Below are 17,328 nucleotides of genomic sequence, written 5' to 3' on the forward strand. Positions count from 1 at the left end.
AGTGCCCGCAACTGCAGCCCAGCCTCCCGGAATTCAACTCAGGCAACCGCTATGTTGGCCTGCTTGAGTTCCCACAGCGCGTTAAAAAATTCTTCACGTCCTGCCTTCAGACGTTTACGAGCCTGTTGCATCTCGGCACGTAAGTTCTCCCGTCTGGCACGTAAATCCCGAATTAGATCTTCCTGAGTCACTCCCATACGCTCCCGCGCAGCGGCCATGCTATGGGCTCCTGACTGGCGAATCTGATGGGTGAGTCTCTTCTTTTCTAATTTAAATTGATCCCAGGCTTTAGCGGCAGCAAGCCACTCATCCCCCAATCTGGACAGTTTTTCTTCCCACTGCTGCCAAATTATCGAGGGTGATTTTGCTTTCGTATCTCGAACCTTACGACGGGCAATAATTTGCGCTTCTTGCCAGCGACTCGCTCGGTTGAGCCCCTGAACCAACCCTAAGCCCCTTAGCGCCAGAATGGCATACCGGGTGGGATCCAGCACCCAGCCGCTCCAGCCAAATCCGTTGCGAAAATCTCTGGGGTAGTCATGGTGGTCGGCATGGTGATTGCCCTCTCCCAGCGGACCCAACCAGACGTAATTGTTGCGAGCAGAGCTGATTAACCCCTTCTTGGATCCCCACATGTGCGTCACGCTGTTCACTGTCCATGTGTTGTGCTGCGCGAGCACGAAACCTGCGCTACCCGCCAATAACATGCAGAAACCCCCCAGCCAGCCCGCTAGTGCGATGCCGAGTCCAATCGGCAGTACAAAGTTGGCCACAATGAGGAGTGGCAGATAGTGCTTGTCCTGCCAAACAATGGCGGGGTGTGCCTTGGCTTTAAGGGCACTATCAAACTCGCGAGAATAAGGGTGGTTGAATAAATAGGTGAACATGTGTGACCACAAAAAATTCCGCCAACTGGTGCTAAACCAAGTGGCCGAGTAGGGGTCGAGGTGGTGTTGGCCGGTTTTATCGACCGCGTGGTGGATGACATGCTGAGCCGACCATCGCCGTACACTGCCCTGCACCGCAAAAAGCTGTAGTGTCAGGAAGAAGATGTGCGTTGGTAATCGAACGTCTTTCGCCGCGCCATGGGCAATAAGTCTGTGGGAATATACGGTTGTTGATAGTGAGCCAATGAAGGCGTGGATAAGCGTCCACGCCAACATTACTTGCCAAAGACCTGCAGGGGCATAGACATAGGCGACAGGTGTCAGCAGCAACACGAGAACGTGACTGATCACCAGGAAAGAACCTATACCCCAGTCGATGCTGAAGCCGGCCTTAAAAATATCTGAAAAACGATGATAAAGCGGTTGCTGAGTGGCCGTGGTGGTAGGGGGCTGACTCGTTGACATGCGTGTGAATTCCAGTGCTAGGTGGTAAAAAAAAGGGGGAATCTTAACTGTTATACGGTGCGAGTGGCTAAAGTGTTTCAAGCACCCCATAAGAATGGAGCGGACTGCCGCTCAGGCATCTGTCCTTACCTGAAATTAGCGGTTTGCCATGAAACTAGGGTAGCGCGTTGCGCTGCTTGACCGGTAGCCACAAGCAAGGAAGACCGACCGTTATTGCGCTTTGCCTCCCTGGTAAGTTTAGCCGAGTCTGCGGCGTGGTGAAAAGCGCCAAGTTACTAAAAGCACGGGTATTTACGTCTTGTCATGCCCTGCAGCATGCTTGTTTGGAGATGATTCAGTCACTACGTGCATCAAGTCGCTTACTCAATGTTCTTAGGCGGTGTTTACTGCAGAAAATCAGCTAGTAGCGACTGTATGTGCGATGAACGGTCCCCTTCGGCCTATACACGAAATACGCCAATCGTTAGGGTGGTTTGTGATGGCATTTGGCGTCTCACCGACACAGAGGATCCTTTAAATGAGCGTAAAGTCAGCATTATTTTCATCCACGGCAGTTGTTTTAGCTGCGTGTGGTGCCGAGCCTACCCCGGAAGTGACTGTAAAAGTCGCGTCAGAGCCAGTGGCTGTTTCAACACCTGACACGAGTGCAGCACTACCCGACGGCGCCTACCTCATTGAGGGCGTCACCGTTACCGAAGACGGTGAGGTCAGTTATTACACTCGGGATCAAATAAAGATCTATTCGAAGGGGCGGTTTATGTATGCTTTTGAGAATGCCTTAACGGACAATATTGACGTGGGTGCGGGTGATGCCACTTGGAACAACGGTGTCATGGTTGAGGTGCCCAGAGTCAATCACGATGGCCCGGTGTCCGGTTATAGCTTCGATGTTGCCATTGAGCCGACTGCTGCGGGCTTTCAGCAATCGATTATTGGCATGCCCTATGAAGGAGGGCGTCTGCTGGATATGGTTGAAGTTTGGAACACAGCCTCTATAGAAACCACACCTTTTGACGGGTTGTGGACCCTTGAGGCTCGTGACACTGCTGATCCGGATATAACTGCTTTTGCTGAAACAAAGATGATTGGTGGTGGTCATTTTATCTGGTTGCAGAACGTCGCCTATCAGGGTGAGATAGCGCAGGATTTTGGTTATGGCTCTTTTGCAGTGGATGCTGAGGGCAATGCCATTGAAACCGCAATGGTGAGTTCGATGGAGAAATATGAGGGCACCGTTAATGAAGTGAAAATGGTGTTGATTGACGAGAACCACTTTACCCAGTCATTTATCTACAACGGCGAGGTAATCACGCAGTCTTACGTGAGGATGTGAAAGGCGTGCCGTAACCGCGATCGGCGGCACGGCTTTTGGCACAAAAAAAGTAGATTTTTTTTGGAGTTCGTTTACCGCCGAGCGTCAGTATTTAGCGCTGCTGGGGCGTGTCATGTTTGCCAAGTATTAGCCACAGCTGCCCAACGATAATAAACAGGGATCCGCTAGATAGAAGAAATGGGTCGATATACAGCAATTCATTAAACGCGAATTCCCCTTTTGAAATCTTCGCCCACCCCATGAAATTTTGGTTGACGGCAACGACTGCGCCCAAAAAACCGATCACAGAAGCGAAGTATTGCAGTATCCAATGGCGAGCGATGGGCAGGACCATGATTAACCCGAGCAGTAATATGACGGTGCGCTGTACCCTGCAGTAGGGGCAAATGTAGACCGTGCCGGCAAACTCCATCCCCCAGGCACCCAGCCCTATGAGAATGGCAATCAGGCCGAGGGTTCGCTGTTGGCGTTGCCAAAAATTCAGATCCAATAGATTAATGTGCTGACCCTCCCAGTGGGGTGGCGACATAGAAGCGCTGATAAGAGTTTAGAGGTGATTCCCCATTTTGCCACCATCATCACTGTCCTATCCACTAGCAACAAACCCCGTCGTAGCTTCGCCTACTTATTTTGACATTCAGCGATGGCTGCATCGACGAGTAAAGCTTGAACCTTGCTGGAGTCCCCTTTTACAAGAACTCAGTCGTGGTGATTTCGTTGCCTACTAATTTTTCTTTCAGATGAGCCGGAGGTAGGTGACCATCCTGCAAGTGCGTAATGGAATATATTAAATTGGCGTTAATTCTCAAGGTGACTCCGCTTGGGGCACGGCTGAGAAAAAGCTTTGGTTTACCACAGGAACAGCAATCCCAGGGGCCTGTTGAATAAGGCGAGTCTGAGAGCAAACAGCTTGGGTTGTAGAGCAGTGCAACAAAGGGATGCTAATTAACAGCCCTGAGCCTCAGCGGAAAGTCGCAGTGGCTCATTTAACATAAGAGTCTGCTGATCATACTTTCTTGACGAATTGTGACTTCAGCTTCATCGCACCCACGCCGGCGATCTTACAGTCGATGTCGTGATCGCCCTCCACCAGGCGGATATTTTTCACTTTAGTCCCTACTTTTACTACCAACGATGAGCCTTTGACTTTTAGGTCCTTAATTACCGTTACCGTGTCGCCGTCTTGCAGGGCATTGCCGTTGGCATCGAGTATCGCCGGGCTGTCTGGGGTGTCAGTGGTTGAAGTATCTGGATGCCATTCGAAGCCACACTCGGGGCATACCAAAAGATCTCCGTCTGGGTAGGTGTAGGCTGAATGACACTTCAGGCATGCAGGGTGTTCACTCATGACACGGTACTCCGAGTGGGTGGCAGATTTATGAGTGATCTACCGTGATTAAATTTTGGAGTGCTAGGACGCGGCGAAGGCTAGGAGACGGGAAACGTTTGCGCTTTTTGATTGCTGCCATGACGTAGGTTCCGCGTTCTCGTAGTGACTGATGAGCCATTTGTGCTAGATGTTCCCGACCAAACTTGTCCCTCTTGGTAAAGATTATAAGTAAGGGGTCTTCAGCAAAAGCACCCAGCTTGAGATCGCTATGCGTTCGCATCATCTCAACGATATCTGCCAGCCCCCTCTTTAAGATGGCGAGGCCATCGGGGACGGGCACAAAAATGCCTCGCTTATCATTGCGAGGCGTCATCTTTAGGCCGCAGCTTGGCTTCCTTCGTCGGTCTGGTCTTCGCTCTCAGCGTTGGTTTCGGCTAGCTGTGCTTCAAGATCTTTGACTTTCTGCTCTAGCTGCGTGTTCTCTGCACGAGCTTGGGACAAAGATTTTTGTAGCTTGTCTGCGGCAGTAGTTTTCTCTGCGAGTTTCTTTTTAGTGGCATCTAAGTTTTTACGCAGTCGCTGTGGATCGTATTTTTTAAGTTCTGCCAGCTCGGAGCGTTCAGCAGCAAGGTCTTTTTGTAGCGCTTTCACACGACCCTTTGCCGCGGCGATCTCTTCTTTCATATTCTCCGAACGGTTGTGCAGTTCTCGGTTGCGTTGCTCTAATGCCTGGGCGTCTTTGGACTTTCCTGAGAGCTCTGTAATGGTTGTCAACTGAGTCGCAATGGTCTTTTCAAGCTCGCTAATTCGGGTTTCTAGCGCGGTTTTTTTGTCATCTAGCTTGGAGATGGCAGCGTCTTTTTCATCGAGCTTCGGTTGGTACTCGCCTCGAAGCTGGGTTTCCATTTCCATGAGTTTTTCTAGGTTGTTTAACGTCAGTTTGTCGTTCATTAATGTTCCTACTAATCTTGATGGTGGCTACGGTTTTTCGTTTTAAATCTGGCTACCTCTGTAGGTTGCTACGACTTTGTCGTTGGCCAGACACTTTCTGTCTTACTCACGGCTGCACCCATTGCGTATCTTGTCTTCGCGATGACTGTTGATGGGTTATGTCTCGAATCGACTCGTGTCAGGTGTTCAGTAGGACTTTGACCATTGCCTGCTCAATATTGAGCAGCAGGCGCACAACGTGTGGGTCGCAGAAAGTAATAGATTCGAAAAGCCGGCGCGAAGGATAACAGATTCGCGCAGATTCCACGAACCTACGAGTGAATTGAAGAGGTGAACTAGTGCCAACTATTGCTGGAGCCAAAGTTGTTGGTTCTAACCTCAAGTTCGAGGTTACGACTTGGCTCTTAAAAAGGGAAAGGGGGCAGGGAAAAAGTGTTCGGTGGATTGCTTTTCATTGGCGTGAAAGTTGTAAGGCGTCAACAGTATCCTGATGATTTTTTGCCGCGGTAAAGTGCCAGTTTGAGTCCGCAGATCGCCCTACAAAAAAACGCCCACCCTCAAAGTCATGTTGGGTCTGCGCAAGCAATTGATTTTTTGGGTTTAGTAGCTGAGCGGGCAAAAAAAAGGCGCTCATAAGAGCGCCTTTTTTCTTTTACCCCGGTTTACTGTCCGAAGTTGTACTTCACAGTTAATCCGTAGGTTGCGGGCTGGTTGGGGTAGCCACTGAAGCTTCCCGCCTGTGCTACCGATGGGAAGGCTGACAGCAGGTACTCATCGTCATTGAGGTTGCGACCCCAAAGGTTGAACTCCAAACCGTTGTCCCAGCTCATACCAGCACTAGCATTGAACATGTTGACTTCCCGCGCAGCGATTGACATGGGAATGTTGTCGGCAACCTGCACTTCTTCTTCGTAAACGTGCTCTAGGCGTACGTATGAGTAAGCGCCAAGTAATTCGAAGTTGTAGGTAATATTCGTGTTAGTTGACAGCTCTGGGATCCCTGAAGGCTGTTGACCCGACAAGTCCATGGGTCCGTTAGGACCTACTGCGCCTTGGAATGAGTCGTAAAGTGGATCCAGCCACGTGGCCGCAAACCCAATGCGGAGACCGTCAACAGGCAACCAGGTGACATCGACCTCTACGCCATCGGTAGACTGCTTACCGGCGTTGGCCAAATTAAAGCCGGTGCCAGAGAAGACGTTAGACTGGAAGCCGTCGATTTCTTGCATGAAGATAGCCAAGTTCAGTGACACGGTGTCCCACTGACCTTTCAGACCCACTTCGTAGACCAGTGACTCTTCGGGGTCGGCACGACGCGTACCCACGGCGAAGTTTGCCGCGCCGGGTCCGAAGCCAACGTTTGGCAGGGCAGGATCGCCGTTTGCTAGCAGGGCGGCTACGTCAGCGGGAACAGGACCGGTGTCCTGAGACAGGTTCCATGATGACGCTTTGAATCCGGTGCTCACACCGCCATAGACATTCATGTCAGGGGTCAAGTCATAAGACAAGCGCAGCGTATAAGTGGTATCGCTGTCGTCACTCTTGCCGTCTTCCACGGAGTTCGGGAACCCGACGACTGGCGGCAAAAATTGTGCAGCTTTCAGCGCGCCCAGGCCAAATGCGTCGAGTGGCAACGCGCCAAATAGGTTGTCACTGATTACCTCAGCACTGGCGTCTTTCTCTGACTGGGTGTAGTTCACACCCGCTGTAAGCGTCAAGGCGTCGGTCAGGTCGTAATCGACCTGTGCGAATAGCGATAGGGTTTCATCGTCAAGCGTGTACTTCTCTGACTGATTACCCGTGCCTGTCGCGTAGAACGTGCCCGCAGGGAATCCCAGAGCAGCCTCGACGGCGCCAAGGGCGCCTCCGGTAAGGAAGTCTACGTAGGAACGGAAATCAGCACCGAGGCCAAAGGTCTCATCTTGCTCGACTTCTTCGTTGAAGTAGAAGGCGCCAGCCATCCATTGCAATGGTCCACTGCCTGCAGAGGTCAAACGCAGCTCTTGGGTAAAGGTGTCGATCTTGGTGCCTCTGAAATCTGCCGCTTCAGGCAAAATCAGCCGTGCGCTGGTGAAATCAACATCGCCTGATTGGAACTGATCAAGAGTTCTGTAGGCTGAGATCGAGGTCAGAGTGAAGCTGTCAAAATCGTAGTCGACGTGCAGCGAGGTGCCCTGAGTCTCAATCTCGTTCCTTGGGTCAAAATCAAGGTAGTTGGCGTAGGCGAAGGCGTCATTGGAAATCAAGTCACCGCCGAGTAATCGCACGATACCGCCAGTAGGGCCATCGACTAGGTTGGCAACACCACAACACACCTCATCGATTTCTTCTGCATCAACGATCAGGCGCATTTCTAAACGGTCAGTGGGGCTCCACAGCAGCTGGCCACGGAAGTTCCAGCGGTCCAGCTCGTTAGAGTCGGTGCCCAGTTCCAAATTGTCAAAATAGCCATCGCGCTCGTTCATGCTGCCGAACAGACTAAAAGCCACATTTTCTGACAATGGGCCCGTGACGTCGCCACGAATAATGGTTTGGTTGTAGTTACCTACCGTTGCGCCCACTGAGCCGCTGAAGCCATCAAGGTCGGGCTTAGCCGTCGTGACGCTGATAACGCCGGCGGATGCATTTTTGCCGAAAAGTGTGCTTTGTGGGCCACGCAAAACTTCGATGCGCTCAAGCTTGGGGAGGTCAGCCAGTGCGCTGCCTACTCGCGAGCGATAGACGCCGTCGATGAAAACACCCACAGATGGCTCGATACCGGCATTGTTTGCGCCGTTACCAAATCCGCGAATGATGAAGTTAGTTTGGGCGCTGCCCTGCAGCTGAGTGACGCGCAGGCTAGGTACTAGTGTTTGCAGGTCTTTGATGTCTAGAACCTGTGCTTGCTCGATGGTCTCAGAGGACACAACGGAAACTGCGATAGGCACTTCTTGCAAGGTTTGCTGGCGCTTTGCGGCTGTTACCACAACCTCCTCAAGCATACCGGAACTTTGGGCCAGGGCAGGGAGCGCCGCAGGAAGAGTCAATGCTGCGGCCGCAACGGCTTGCGGAAGCGCTTTGCGGAACGACTTTACAGATGATACTACCGACATGAACGGATACCTATGTTTGAAGTTTGTTTAAACGGCGCGCATTCTCTTTAAAGCTGATGAAGTGGTCAATGTGAATCTTGCAGCCAATAAGATGGGGGAAGAACTTGTTTTGCCGAAATCGCCTTGGTTTACCAAGATTTTGAGAATGCTCAGGCTCGACTATTAAATGCCGACCATCTACGACTTTAATTACGCATCGGTCACGAAACCTCAAAGTCTCAGATTGCCCATTTGTTAACCACTGAAATACGGTCAACGTTAAAGACGCCCCGAGCCTCTTTGAGTAAGGAAATGGCAAGCAGACGCCCTCCCATCCGGCGGCTCATTCGGATAACTAGCTTGGGTAACTGGAGTGCTTGCTGGAGATGGACAGGGCGATTGCGAAAACGGTGATGTAGACTATAGAGCTATGCACCCAAACGTACCGCTAGGCGATTGACTCGGCAGTAAAAGATCGGGTGAATTATGGTCAAGCTACATTACAGCCAGGAGGCAGTCACGACCCATGCAACGATTTGAAGTGAACAGACAGGCATTTACCGAGTGGCGGGGGCAGGAGCAAACCAAACCAGTGTTAGTCGAAGGCGAGGTTCGACTCGCCATCGATTTTTTTGCATTTACCGCCAATAATCTTACCTATGCCGTTGCCGGTGACATGCTGGGCTATTGGAATTTCTTCCCAGTTGTCCCCGACGATGGATACGGCGTGATTCCCGTATGGGGATTTGCCGACGTCATAGAGTCCCGTTGCGATGAGGTTTTGGTGGGCGAGCGGCTATATGGCTATTTTCAGCCCTCGGGTGAATTGGTGATCGCACCGACCAACGTCAGTTCTAGCCTGTTAATTGACGGTACGGCGCACCGACAGTCATTACCTGTTCTGTATAACCAGTATCAGCGCATTGCCAAAGGTCAGGGTGGGGGTTTGGCTGGGCGCCTTCAGGCATTGCTTGGGCCTTTGTATATGACTGGCTACGCTATCGCTGACCAGCTCGCAGTGAATCAGTGCTACGGCGCCCAGCAGGTGGTCATTGTGAGTGCCTCGAGTAAAACCAGCATTGGTTTGGCCGAAGCACTGGCTGAAAGTGATCAATCATCAAAGGTTGTGGGATTAACCTCACCGCAAAACGTTGCTTTTGTGGAGGGGCTTGGTGTCTACGACCAGGTTGTCGCTTATGACGCCATCGACTCGCTGTCGAATTCATCGGCAGTGGTTATCGACATGGCGGGCAGTGGCGAGACTGCAGAAAAATTGCGCGAGCACTTTGCGGATGAACTGAATTATTACATCAGCGTGGGTTTGACCCATTGGGACAAAGCCCGTGGTAGCGGTGGGGCGCCACAGGAGCGGCACGAGATGTTCTTTGCGCCTACCTACATCATAGAGCGCACGAAAGCCTTGGGCCCTGGTGAGTTTAATCGACGACTGCAGGGTTTTCTCGAGCGCGCATCGGCTAAGGCTGTGATCTGGCTTAAACTCAACGAGGTCGATAGTGTTGAAGCTTTGGGAGCGTTGTATACCGACGTCTGCGCTGGAATTATGGATCCATCAGAAGGCATCATTTGTAAATTCTCGCCACACTGAGTCATAGGCTGGGGTCAGGTCTATACGCGGTGTGGGGTGACCACGTCGCGGTTGTACGAGTTCCTCTCTCTTTGGCAGACCGCGGATTATGGCAGACCGCGGTGCTAGCCTGGGAGTGGCTGTTCGGCTGTGTCCCCCATTTGTTAAAGGGTGTGTCATTACTGTACCTGCCAAATTGTGTGGTAAATCCTGCGGCAGCTGCTAGAAGCACGTTTAACTATTGTCATAAAGACAATAAAGTAATGCTTTGTTCCCCCTGTATGCGGAACAATAAATGCGATGTAATCCCGCCACCTGCTTCCGGCGTGCCTGCTTTTTTGAAAACTTTTCGCGGCTGTTATCAACCGGCAGTTCAGTGTCACCACGGAGCAACAAGCATTTGAACCCAACCGAAAAAATGAATGCGAGTCGTGACAACCCCGTATACAAGCTGCTCAAAATAGTCTCAGACGTTGAGGCGAATGAAGTCAGAGCTTTAGTGGGCTCGTTTTTGTTTGTTGTTGTTCTAATGTCTGCCTACTACATTTTGCGCCCCGTACGAGATGCGATGGCTAGCGACTGGACAGACGCCGAGGTGAGCTGGCTGTGGACGCTCAATTTTTTCATCAGCACTGCGGTGGTCGCGCTGTATGGCGTGCTTGTTTCGCATTTTCGGCTGCGGCTTCTGGTGCCGGCTATTTACGGCATCTTTGCGCTAACGTTCTTATCATTTTTCGTACTAGCTTCCACCATGGACGATCGAACCCTGGTCGATAAATCGTTTTATGTGTGGGTCAGTGTATTTAGCCTTTTTCACATTTCGGTGTTTTGGAGTTTTATGTCAGACCTGTTCAGTAAAGAGCAGGCCGGCAGGCTATTTGGCATTATCGCCGCGGGAGCTAGTGTGGGCGGCCTAATTGGGCCATCGATACCCTCGTTTTTTTCGGCCTCCCTTGGCACAGATAATTTACTGTTGTTGGCCAGTGCCATGCTGCTCGTGCCCATCCCAATTATTTTTTATTTACAGTCCCTTAAGTCATCAGATCTGCATAACGAGGGTCTAGCGGCAGCAGTGCCTGAGGTTAAGATTGGGGGTAATCCACTGGCAGGCTTCAAGCTGTTTTTTTCTAATCCGTATCTTATGGCGATTGGGTTCTTCATTTTTTTGTACACAGGCATAAGTTCTTTCGTTTACTTCGAGTTAAAGAATTTACTGAGTGAGCTAAGCCGCGCCGACCGAACGGCGGTATGGGCGCAAATGGACTTGGCCGTCAATGGTCTTTCCATTGCCATGGGTCTGTTTGCAACGGGTCGAATCATCGGGAAATTTGGAATGCCCGTAGCCATTGCTTTTATCCCGGTGCTGATTTGTGCGGGCCTTATCATTGTGGCGGTGTCCCCATTTCTCGGTGCAGTCGTGGCCTTACAGGTCATTCGGCGCGCCGGTAACTATGGGGTCACTAAACCGGCCCGTGAAGTGCTGTTCACAAGGGTCGACAGAGAAGCCCGCTTTAAGGCGAAACCCGTTATCGACATCGTTGCCTATCGTGGCGGGGATATGCTGATGGCTTGGTTATTTACCGGTCTTACTCAGGGGTTGGGCTTGGGCCTAGCTGCCGTTGCTGCGGTCGGAGCCGGCATAGCGGCACTTTGGTCCCTTGTGGGCATTTACCTAGGACGATGGTTTGAGCAGGGAGAGGCTCAGCCAGCTGACGACTCAATGTGAGAAAAGCAATTCACCGTCTTATTGATTTGCGATGAATCAAAAAATTTTTAAAACACAAAACGGACTGCAACTATGAAGTATTTTTCAATAATCATGACCTTGACGATAAGTCTGGTTGCCGCGATCACAGCTTATGCAGATGGTCATGGCGATCACACGAGCGCGACACCAAAAATGCTCAAATACACCGAGTTCAATCAAATCGGTAATCCGGCTGACGTAATCTATGTCAAAGAGGAGGCCCCCCAAGTCCTAAAACCGGGCGATGTAAGAGTCAGCGTTTTAGCCGCGCCAATTAACCCTTCAAACCTGTTACAGATTGCAGGTCAGTACGGTGTGGATGCCGTTTTACCGGCTAAACCCGGTAGTGAGGGAGTGGGCCGCGTTATCGAAGTCACTCCCGAGGTGAACTATTTGAAGGTGGGGCAGCTTGTTTTGATCGTCAGTGGCGGCACCTGGAGAGATGAAGTTGTTGCTCCTGAAGCGGGTTTTCTGCCGCTACCCAGTATGGGTGACCTTCCCCCAGCAGTCATCGAACAGCTGGGTATGTCGGCGGTAAATCCGATTACCGCACTGTTAATGCTGACTTCCTTCGTTGATCTCAACGAGGGCCAATGGATTGTGCAAAGTGCTGCCAACTCAGCTGTTGGCGGTTACGTAATTCAACTCGCGAAGCAACGCGGTATCAAAACGATCAATGTGGTCCGCCGTGAGGGGCTTGCTGAAGAGCTCATGGCTAAGGGCGCCGATGTGGTGTTAATTGATGGGCCGGATTTAGCCGATCAAATCGCTAGTGCCACGGGTGGTGAGCCTGTCGTTTTGGCACTTGACGCTGTGGGGGGAGATACTTACACCCGACTGACCAACAGCCTCGGTTACAGCGGGACTATCGTGGCCTACGGTATGCTTTCAGGCAAACCTGCAAGCCTAAATACGGGTATGACCATTTTCAAAGATATCCGCAATCGAGGTTTTTGGCTCCAAAAATGGTACGAGACGGCTTCTATGGAAGCCAAGCAGGCAGCCTTTGGAAAAATTATTCCCTTGATTGCCACGGGTGTTCTTAAGGCTGATGTTGACTCACGTTTTGCAGTTGGTGATATCAAAGCCGCAGTTACTCGGGCTGCGCAAGACGGTAGAAATGGCAAGGTGCTTATTGTGCCGAACGTTGAGTAATAAAGCCCTCGAGTAAGAGTACAGTGCGCAGTGAGCATCGTCCTTAGTCCGGCGATGCTCATTGCCAATAAAAGCATCAGTCATTATGTGGTAAGCCGGTTAAGTCTCAAGGCGATTGAATACGGCTGACCAAAAAGTCTACGGCAACCTTTACCTTAGGCACTGAATACTGCTGCTTCTGATACAGCAGGTATATGGCCAGATCTTTACTTTGGGTGACCCGTACTTTGGGCTTAATTATGAGCTCCTGCACTTTGCCGTTATCTAAATCGGCTTGCACCGACCACCGTGGTGTCATGCATATACCGCGTCCCGCAACAGCCTCCCTACGCAGCCAAGTGCTATTGTTTGAGATGGTTAAGGCCTTTCCCGACACGTCTAGCCATTGCCCATTTTCCTCACACATCCAGGGGTGAGGGCCATTCGGTGTGCGAAAAAAAAGGCCTTGGTGATCCCGTAAGTCGGTCGCGTGTTTGGGTGTTCCGTTTGACGCGAGGTAATCTGCAGAGGCGACCGGGATAAAGTCGTTGTCCATGAGGCGCACGGCCTGGACTCTCTCATTGGGGGCATAGCCGCCCCGAATGGCAATATCCACCTCGTCGCGCGAAAGCGTAGAAAGCTCATCACTGAAGCTCAGGTCTAAAATGATCTCTGGATAGAGGGCTTTAAACTCATCGAGAAGAGGTATTAGGATTCTCTCACCGAAGGTCACCATGGTGCTAATCCGCAGAAACCCCTTGGGCGAGGCTTGATAGCTCCTGACCGACTCATCACTGCGTTCTAAATGGGCCAATACGTCTTGCACCTGTGTGTAATAAAGCTGCCCAATCTCGGTGACTTGAACAACACGGGTGGTGCGCTTTAAGAGGTTCGCCCCAAGGCTCCTTTCAAGATCTGCGATACGTCGCGATAGCGAAGAGGCCGGAACCGAAAAAGTGGCAGCTGCTTTTGTAAAACTGCCGGTTTCGACCACTTTGCTGAAGTAGCGCAAGGCCCTTAATTGATCCATGTTGGTGCCCTAAATAACGGCGTTATTATTGCCCTCAGCGCAATAGATTAACCCAATTACTACGCACTTTAGTGCGGGGATTTCTCAGTTAAACGCAGACAGGCGACAGACCTTAGTTCGAACAAAGGTGGCACAGCGTTTTCCGTCAGTGTTTGTAGCAATCTAGACCCTCGGCTAACGGATAGTGGTTGCTTAGATGTCGCGGGGCGTGTTGTCTTTGCTGGGGTTAAAGATGTGGATAGGAACTTAAGGCGGCAGTGAACGGGGCTTTAGTAATATGTGACAAATCGTCTAGCAAAGCTTTGAGAAAATTGGCAGTTAGGGTAGTGTCTTGCACTCTTTGAACTGCAGCGCAGATCGCGCTGACAATATTAAGAATTCATTACGAGGATATGAACCATGAAATTTTCACGATTGTTCCCTGTTTCACTCATCGCATCGCTTGCGTTGCTGCCGCTTACTGCTTTTGCTGGCCATCATGAAGCTGGCGAGACTGTTGTGCACGGTAACGAGGCTGGGACGGTTTGGGCTTCTGGTGGTCGAGCCATGGTGGCCGAAATCGAGGGCGAGGTTGTCGCCGTCAATATGGATACACGAGAAGTTGTTGTCGTTGGCCCAGCGGGAAATTTCCTGACCTTGGCTGCCCGTGAAGACGGGGTGAATCTGAGCAAGATTGCCGTTGGCGATAGGATTGTGGCGGATTACGTGGTGTCGATTGAAGCTGAAGTCCGAGTGCCTACCGCTGAAGAGCAAGCTAACCCTTGGGTTGTCATGGGTGATATGGGCAACACAACTGACGATTCGTCGGTAACTGCGGCTGGTGCTGCACGCATGATCCGCGCGGTCTGCACCATTGAGGCAATGGACAGCAGAGGTAATGTCACCATTAAAGACTCGCGTGGCCACATGCATACCGTTGGCGGTGTCGAATTGGACAAGCTTGCTGATGTGCGCCTTGGAGACTCAGTAGTGATGGTCTTCACCGAGGCACTGGTACTGTCACTGAAAGAAATCTGATCTAAGCGCGTTTAAAGAGAACCCGGCCCTGGCCGGGTTTTTTTATAACTGGATTAAAGGCATTGGTTTGACGGCCGAACGCTAGAACATCGAGTTTGCGGAGAGCCGATTAATGCAGCAGAGCTGCGCCGCTTGGGCCGATAGCGAGGTTGGCGGGCACCTTTTTAGGGGGAAGGCCCCCCAATTCTCATAAACTGCACAGACGCAGCGAGGTCGAATGAGGCAGGTGGGGCTGGTTAGATTCTCAGGAGTCGGTGCAATAGTGCCCTCTTGTAAACCAGCACTGCCCCCCGCGGGCAGGGCCACGCTCATTCGACAGAACTGCGAATTATCTGCAAGTTTTTTGTAAGCACCGAACCGATCGCCGCATGAGAAATATGAGATCTGGGAAGGCCAAGTTGTGAAGCTATGGTCTCGGCGGCAGCAATACCGGTGCAGTGTCCCCCCATCATGAGTTCTAGGCCTGCTGTTTCCAGCCAATCCGCCGTTCGGTTTAAGACCTGATCACTCGCGCGCCAGAGGTGGAAGCCACCGACGATTGAATAAATCGGCGCGTCCTTGATTTCCTGCAAAACTTCTCCGGTGTTAATGAGACCCGCATGGCCGCAGCCCGAGGTCATCAACCAGCCTTTCGGTGTCAGGTAGCCCAGAGACTGATCATCCATGATGAGATCGGGGGTCGCCTGTCCGTCGACCTCGATAAAAAGGCCCTTTGGTCCGTTATAGGTTTCAATTTTTCTGGGTACGGGTCCCGTGAGCCACAGTGCTGGCGCTATTTCGGTTGGGCTTTCGATTTCTATGAAGTTGATGCCGCGTTTTTCTGCTTCGTTTCTGAATGTTAGGGCAGAGGTAAATGCACCGGGCCCGACGCCTACGCCAGTGGCGGTTAGGCGTTGATTAAAGAATCCCTTGGCCACATAAACGGTGCTCAGTGCTTTTGGGTTAGAGCCAGAAAAATAATCCCGCAGCACTAATAAGCCGCCGGTATGATCGCTGTGGAAATGGCTTAAAACGACCTTCTCGACGCTTGCAAGATCGACACCCAAATGAAGGACGTTGTGTAATACCGTGTCGCTCTTAAAGCCGGTGTCAAACAAAACCGATTCTTTCTGACCCTCAAACACCGCCGAAAAACTCCATTCGCCCAAGCCACCGTAATCGGAAATATTGGTGGCTAGAACCGTAATTCTGTAGGGGTTTGCGAGGGCGATACTGGAAGCAACGATGCTCAAAAACAGACAAACGCAGCGCGGGACTGCAAGGGTATAGCGGCATTCACTTCTGCGATCCATCATATTTGCACCTCGAGCTTTATTACGGACTTTCTGAGTTACGAAGTTGTTAGCATGTCCAGTGTAAACAGGCCTTTAAATCGTTGCGGTGCGCTGTTAGTGCTCATTGGGCGGTGATCGGCCGACTTTGCAACGCCCGTGTATTTGAAAACAACGCTACCTGCGGTGAAGCAGTTTCGACGTCACAAGATCAAGTAGCTCTCGTCGTTTATCCCCTTCCCGCAGTAAATCATCACGATTACAAAATGCCATGACTGAAATATTATTTTCTGGAAATCTGGCATACAAAGCCCGAAACCCTACCCATGATCCGGTGTGAACGTGCGCGGGTATCCCTTTAAAGTGGCCAATCTCAATTCCAAACCCATAGCCTGCGCCGTCGTCGAGAAGGACACTTGTCATTGTTTTCTTGGTAAGGGGGTGAGGCTCAAGCAGTAAATCGCGTAGCGCCACACCGCCAGGGAGATTGCCGGTTATAAGCGCCTGATCCCATTTGATGAAATCATTTAAGGTCGTGTAAACGCCCCCATCCCCCACCCAATCTAAATTGGTCATGAGAATTTCGAAGCTGCCAGTGGTCACTGGCGTGTAACCATCTGCCCGATGGGGCACAACGCCATTAACGTTGTCGTTGAAGAATGTCGCAGTCATGTTTAGGGGGCCAAATAGCTCTTTTTCTGCAAACGCTCTAAGCGATAATCCGCTGACCTGGTCAATAACCTGACTTAGTAAAAAATAGGCGACGTTTGAATACTCAAAGTGCTGCATAGGCGTCGAGGCTAGCGGCTGCTTACGAACGCGCTGATAAAATTCTTCGATCGTCCAGTAGTCTTCATTACCGAAGCGGAAAGCTTTGCCCGGTGCTATTTCATAGGCCCCTGTCATTTCGTAGTCACCCATGCCTGAAAGGTGATGAATCATTTGCCGGACGGTAACTTTGGCGTTGTATTCCTTGAGGTCAGGCAAATATTGATGGATGTCTGCATCTAAGCTTAGGACTCCACGATCTGCCAGAATGGCAACTGCCGCTGCCGTAAATTGCTTCGAAACCGATCCGATGCGAAAAACCGAGTTGCTGCCAATAGGAATGCCATGCTCCAGATTTGCTGACCCATAGCCTTTGGCATGAATATAAGCGCCGTTTTGAATCACGCCGATGGCGCAGCCCGGGACACCAGCAGCATTATAATCTGCGAAAATGGCATCAACGTCCGCTGAGAGGCTGGGAGTCTCAGCGCTCCATGTGAGGGCCGCGAAATTTAGCGCAATCAATAACCCGAGTAGCTGTTTCAGCATCTTTGTTTCCAATGCATGATTATTTGCAAAAAGGATATCCGTCTCTATTGCCTTTCAGTGATTAACTGCTCCTCAACGCAATGTGAGTGCTGACTCCTAACAGTAGGCGCGAGGTAGGGCTGGTGGTTTGGCAGAAAATAATAAAAACCGGTTGGCGTCGCTAAAGAAAAGGGGGCTCAGGCCCCCTTGA

At 51.2% G+C, this 17,328-nt stretch carries 14 protein-coding genes; 5 read left to right on the top strand and 9 right to left on the bottom strand.

The genetic code is table 11. The features are described from left to right. Positions 1-38: 38 nt before the first annotated feature. On the bottom strand, positions 39-1,352 hold the full coding sequence (locus ACMAY6_RS01380) for a hypothetical protein (protein ID WP_435213796.1): 1,314 nt from the start codon (positions 1,350-1,352) through the stop codon (positions 39-41). A gap of 517 nt (positions 1,353-1,869) precedes the next feature. On the opposite strand from ACMAY6_RS01380, the gene ACMAY6_RS01385 reads away from it, so the two are divergent. Beyond that, a complete protein-coding gene (locus tag ACMAY6_RS01385) occupies positions 1,870-2,685 on the top strand; it encodes a hypothetical protein (RefSeq protein ID WP_435213798.1) in 816 nt (271 codons plus the stop codon). A 91-nt stretch (positions 2,686-2,776) separates the two neighbouring features. Here the strand turns inward: ACMAY6_RS01385 and ACMAY6_RS01390 are convergent, their stop codons facing one another. From ACMAY6_RS01390 to ACMAY6_RS01410, 5 genes are all read right to left on the bottom strand, one after another. Continuing rightward, positions 2,777-3,214 carry a disulfide bond formation protein B gene (locus ACMAY6_RS01390; protein WP_435213800.1) on the bottom strand — a complete coding sequence of 146 codons (438 nt, stop codon included), beginning with the start codon at positions 3,212-3,214 and terminating at the stop codon, positions 2,777-2,779. 477 nt (positions 3,215-3,691) lie between these two features. Further along, a complete protein-coding gene (locus ACMAY6_RS01395) occupies positions 3,692-4,033 on the bottom strand; it encodes a zinc ribbon domain-containing protein YjdM (RefSeq protein ID WP_435213801.1) in 342 nt (113 codons plus the stop codon). Positions 4,034-4,061: 28 nt separating this feature from the next. After that, positions 4,062-4,388 (bottom strand): hypothetical protein, encoded by a 327-nt coding sequence (locus ACMAY6_RS01400; protein ID WP_435213803.1) that lies wholly within the window; start codon positions 4,386-4,388, stop codon positions 4,062-4,064. Between the two features lie 2 nt (positions 4,389-4,390). Beyond that, entirely contained in the window at positions 4,391-4,966 is a 576-nt protein-coding gene (locus ACMAY6_RS01405) for a hypothetical protein (protein ID WP_435213804.1), read from the bottom strand. Between the two features lie 662 nt (positions 4,967-5,628). Beyond that, positions 5,629-8,058, bottom strand: coding sequence for a TonB-dependent receptor (locus tag ACMAY6_RS01410; RefSeq protein ID WP_435213805.1), 2,430 nt, complete (start codon positions 8,056-8,058; stop codon positions 5,629-5,631). A 505-nt stretch (positions 8,059-8,563) separates the two neighbouring features. On the opposite strand from ACMAY6_RS01410, the gene ACMAY6_RS01415 reads away from it, so the two are divergent. From ACMAY6_RS01415 to ACMAY6_RS01425, 3 genes are all read left to right on the top strand, one after another. Then, positions 8,564-9,643 carry a DUF2855 family protein gene (locus ACMAY6_RS01415; protein WP_435213807.1) on the top strand — a complete coding sequence of 360 codons (1,080 nt, stop codon included), beginning with the start codon at positions 8,564-8,566 and terminating at the stop codon, positions 9,641-9,643. Positions 9,644-10,022: 379 nt separating this feature from the next. Further along, positions 10,023-11,348 (top strand): NTP/NDP exchange transporter, encoded by a 1,326-nt coding sequence (locus ACMAY6_RS01420; RefSeq protein WP_435213809.1) that lies wholly within the window; start codon positions 10,023-10,025, stop codon positions 11,346-11,348. Positions 11,349-11,420: 72 nt separating this feature from the next. Further along, a complete protein-coding gene (locus ACMAY6_RS01425; protein ID WP_435213810.1) occupies positions 11,421-12,524 on the top strand; it encodes a zinc-dependent alcohol dehydrogenase family protein in 1,104 nt (367 codons plus the stop codon). 106 nt (positions 12,525-12,630) lie between these two features. On the opposite strand, the gene ACMAY6_RS01430 is transcribed toward ACMAY6_RS01425, so the two are convergent. Beyond that, positions 12,631-13,533, bottom strand: coding sequence for a LysR family transcriptional regulator (locus ACMAY6_RS01430; RefSeq protein ID WP_435213812.1), 903 nt, complete (start codon positions 13,531-13,533; stop codon positions 12,631-12,633). Between the two features lie 399 nt (positions 13,534-13,932). Here ACMAY6_RS01430 and ACMAY6_RS01435 point away from each other — a divergent pair, with 399 nt between their 5' ends. Beyond that, complete coding sequence (locus tag ACMAY6_RS01435; RefSeq protein WP_435213814.1) at positions 13,933-14,550, top strand: hypothetical protein; 618 nt, start codon at positions 13,933-13,935, stop codon at positions 14,548-14,550. 308 nt (positions 14,551-14,858) lie between these two features. Here ACMAY6_RS01435 and ACMAY6_RS01440 read toward each other — a convergent pair whose 3' ends face one another. Both ACMAY6_RS01440 and ACMAY6_RS01445 read right to left on the bottom strand, forming a co-directional pair. Then, the gene (locus ACMAY6_RS01440) at positions 14,859-15,845 is read right to left on the bottom strand and encodes an MBL fold metallo-hydrolase (protein ID WP_435213815.1); all 987 of its coding nucleotides are present in this window, start codon (positions 15,843-15,845) and stop codon (positions 14,859-14,861) included. A gap of 153 nt (positions 15,846-15,998) precedes the next feature. Next, complete coding sequence (locus tag ACMAY6_RS01445) at positions 15,999-17,138, bottom strand: serine hydrolase domain-containing protein (RefSeq protein WP_435213817.1); 1,140 nt, start codon at positions 17,136-17,138, stop codon at positions 15,999-16,001. Positions 17,139-17,328 lie beyond the last annotated feature (190 nt).

Source organism: Luminiphilus sp. nBUS_16, assembly GCF_051201645.1.
GTDB lineage: Bacteria > Pseudomonadota > Gammaproteobacteria > Pseudomonadales > Halieaceae > Luminiphilus.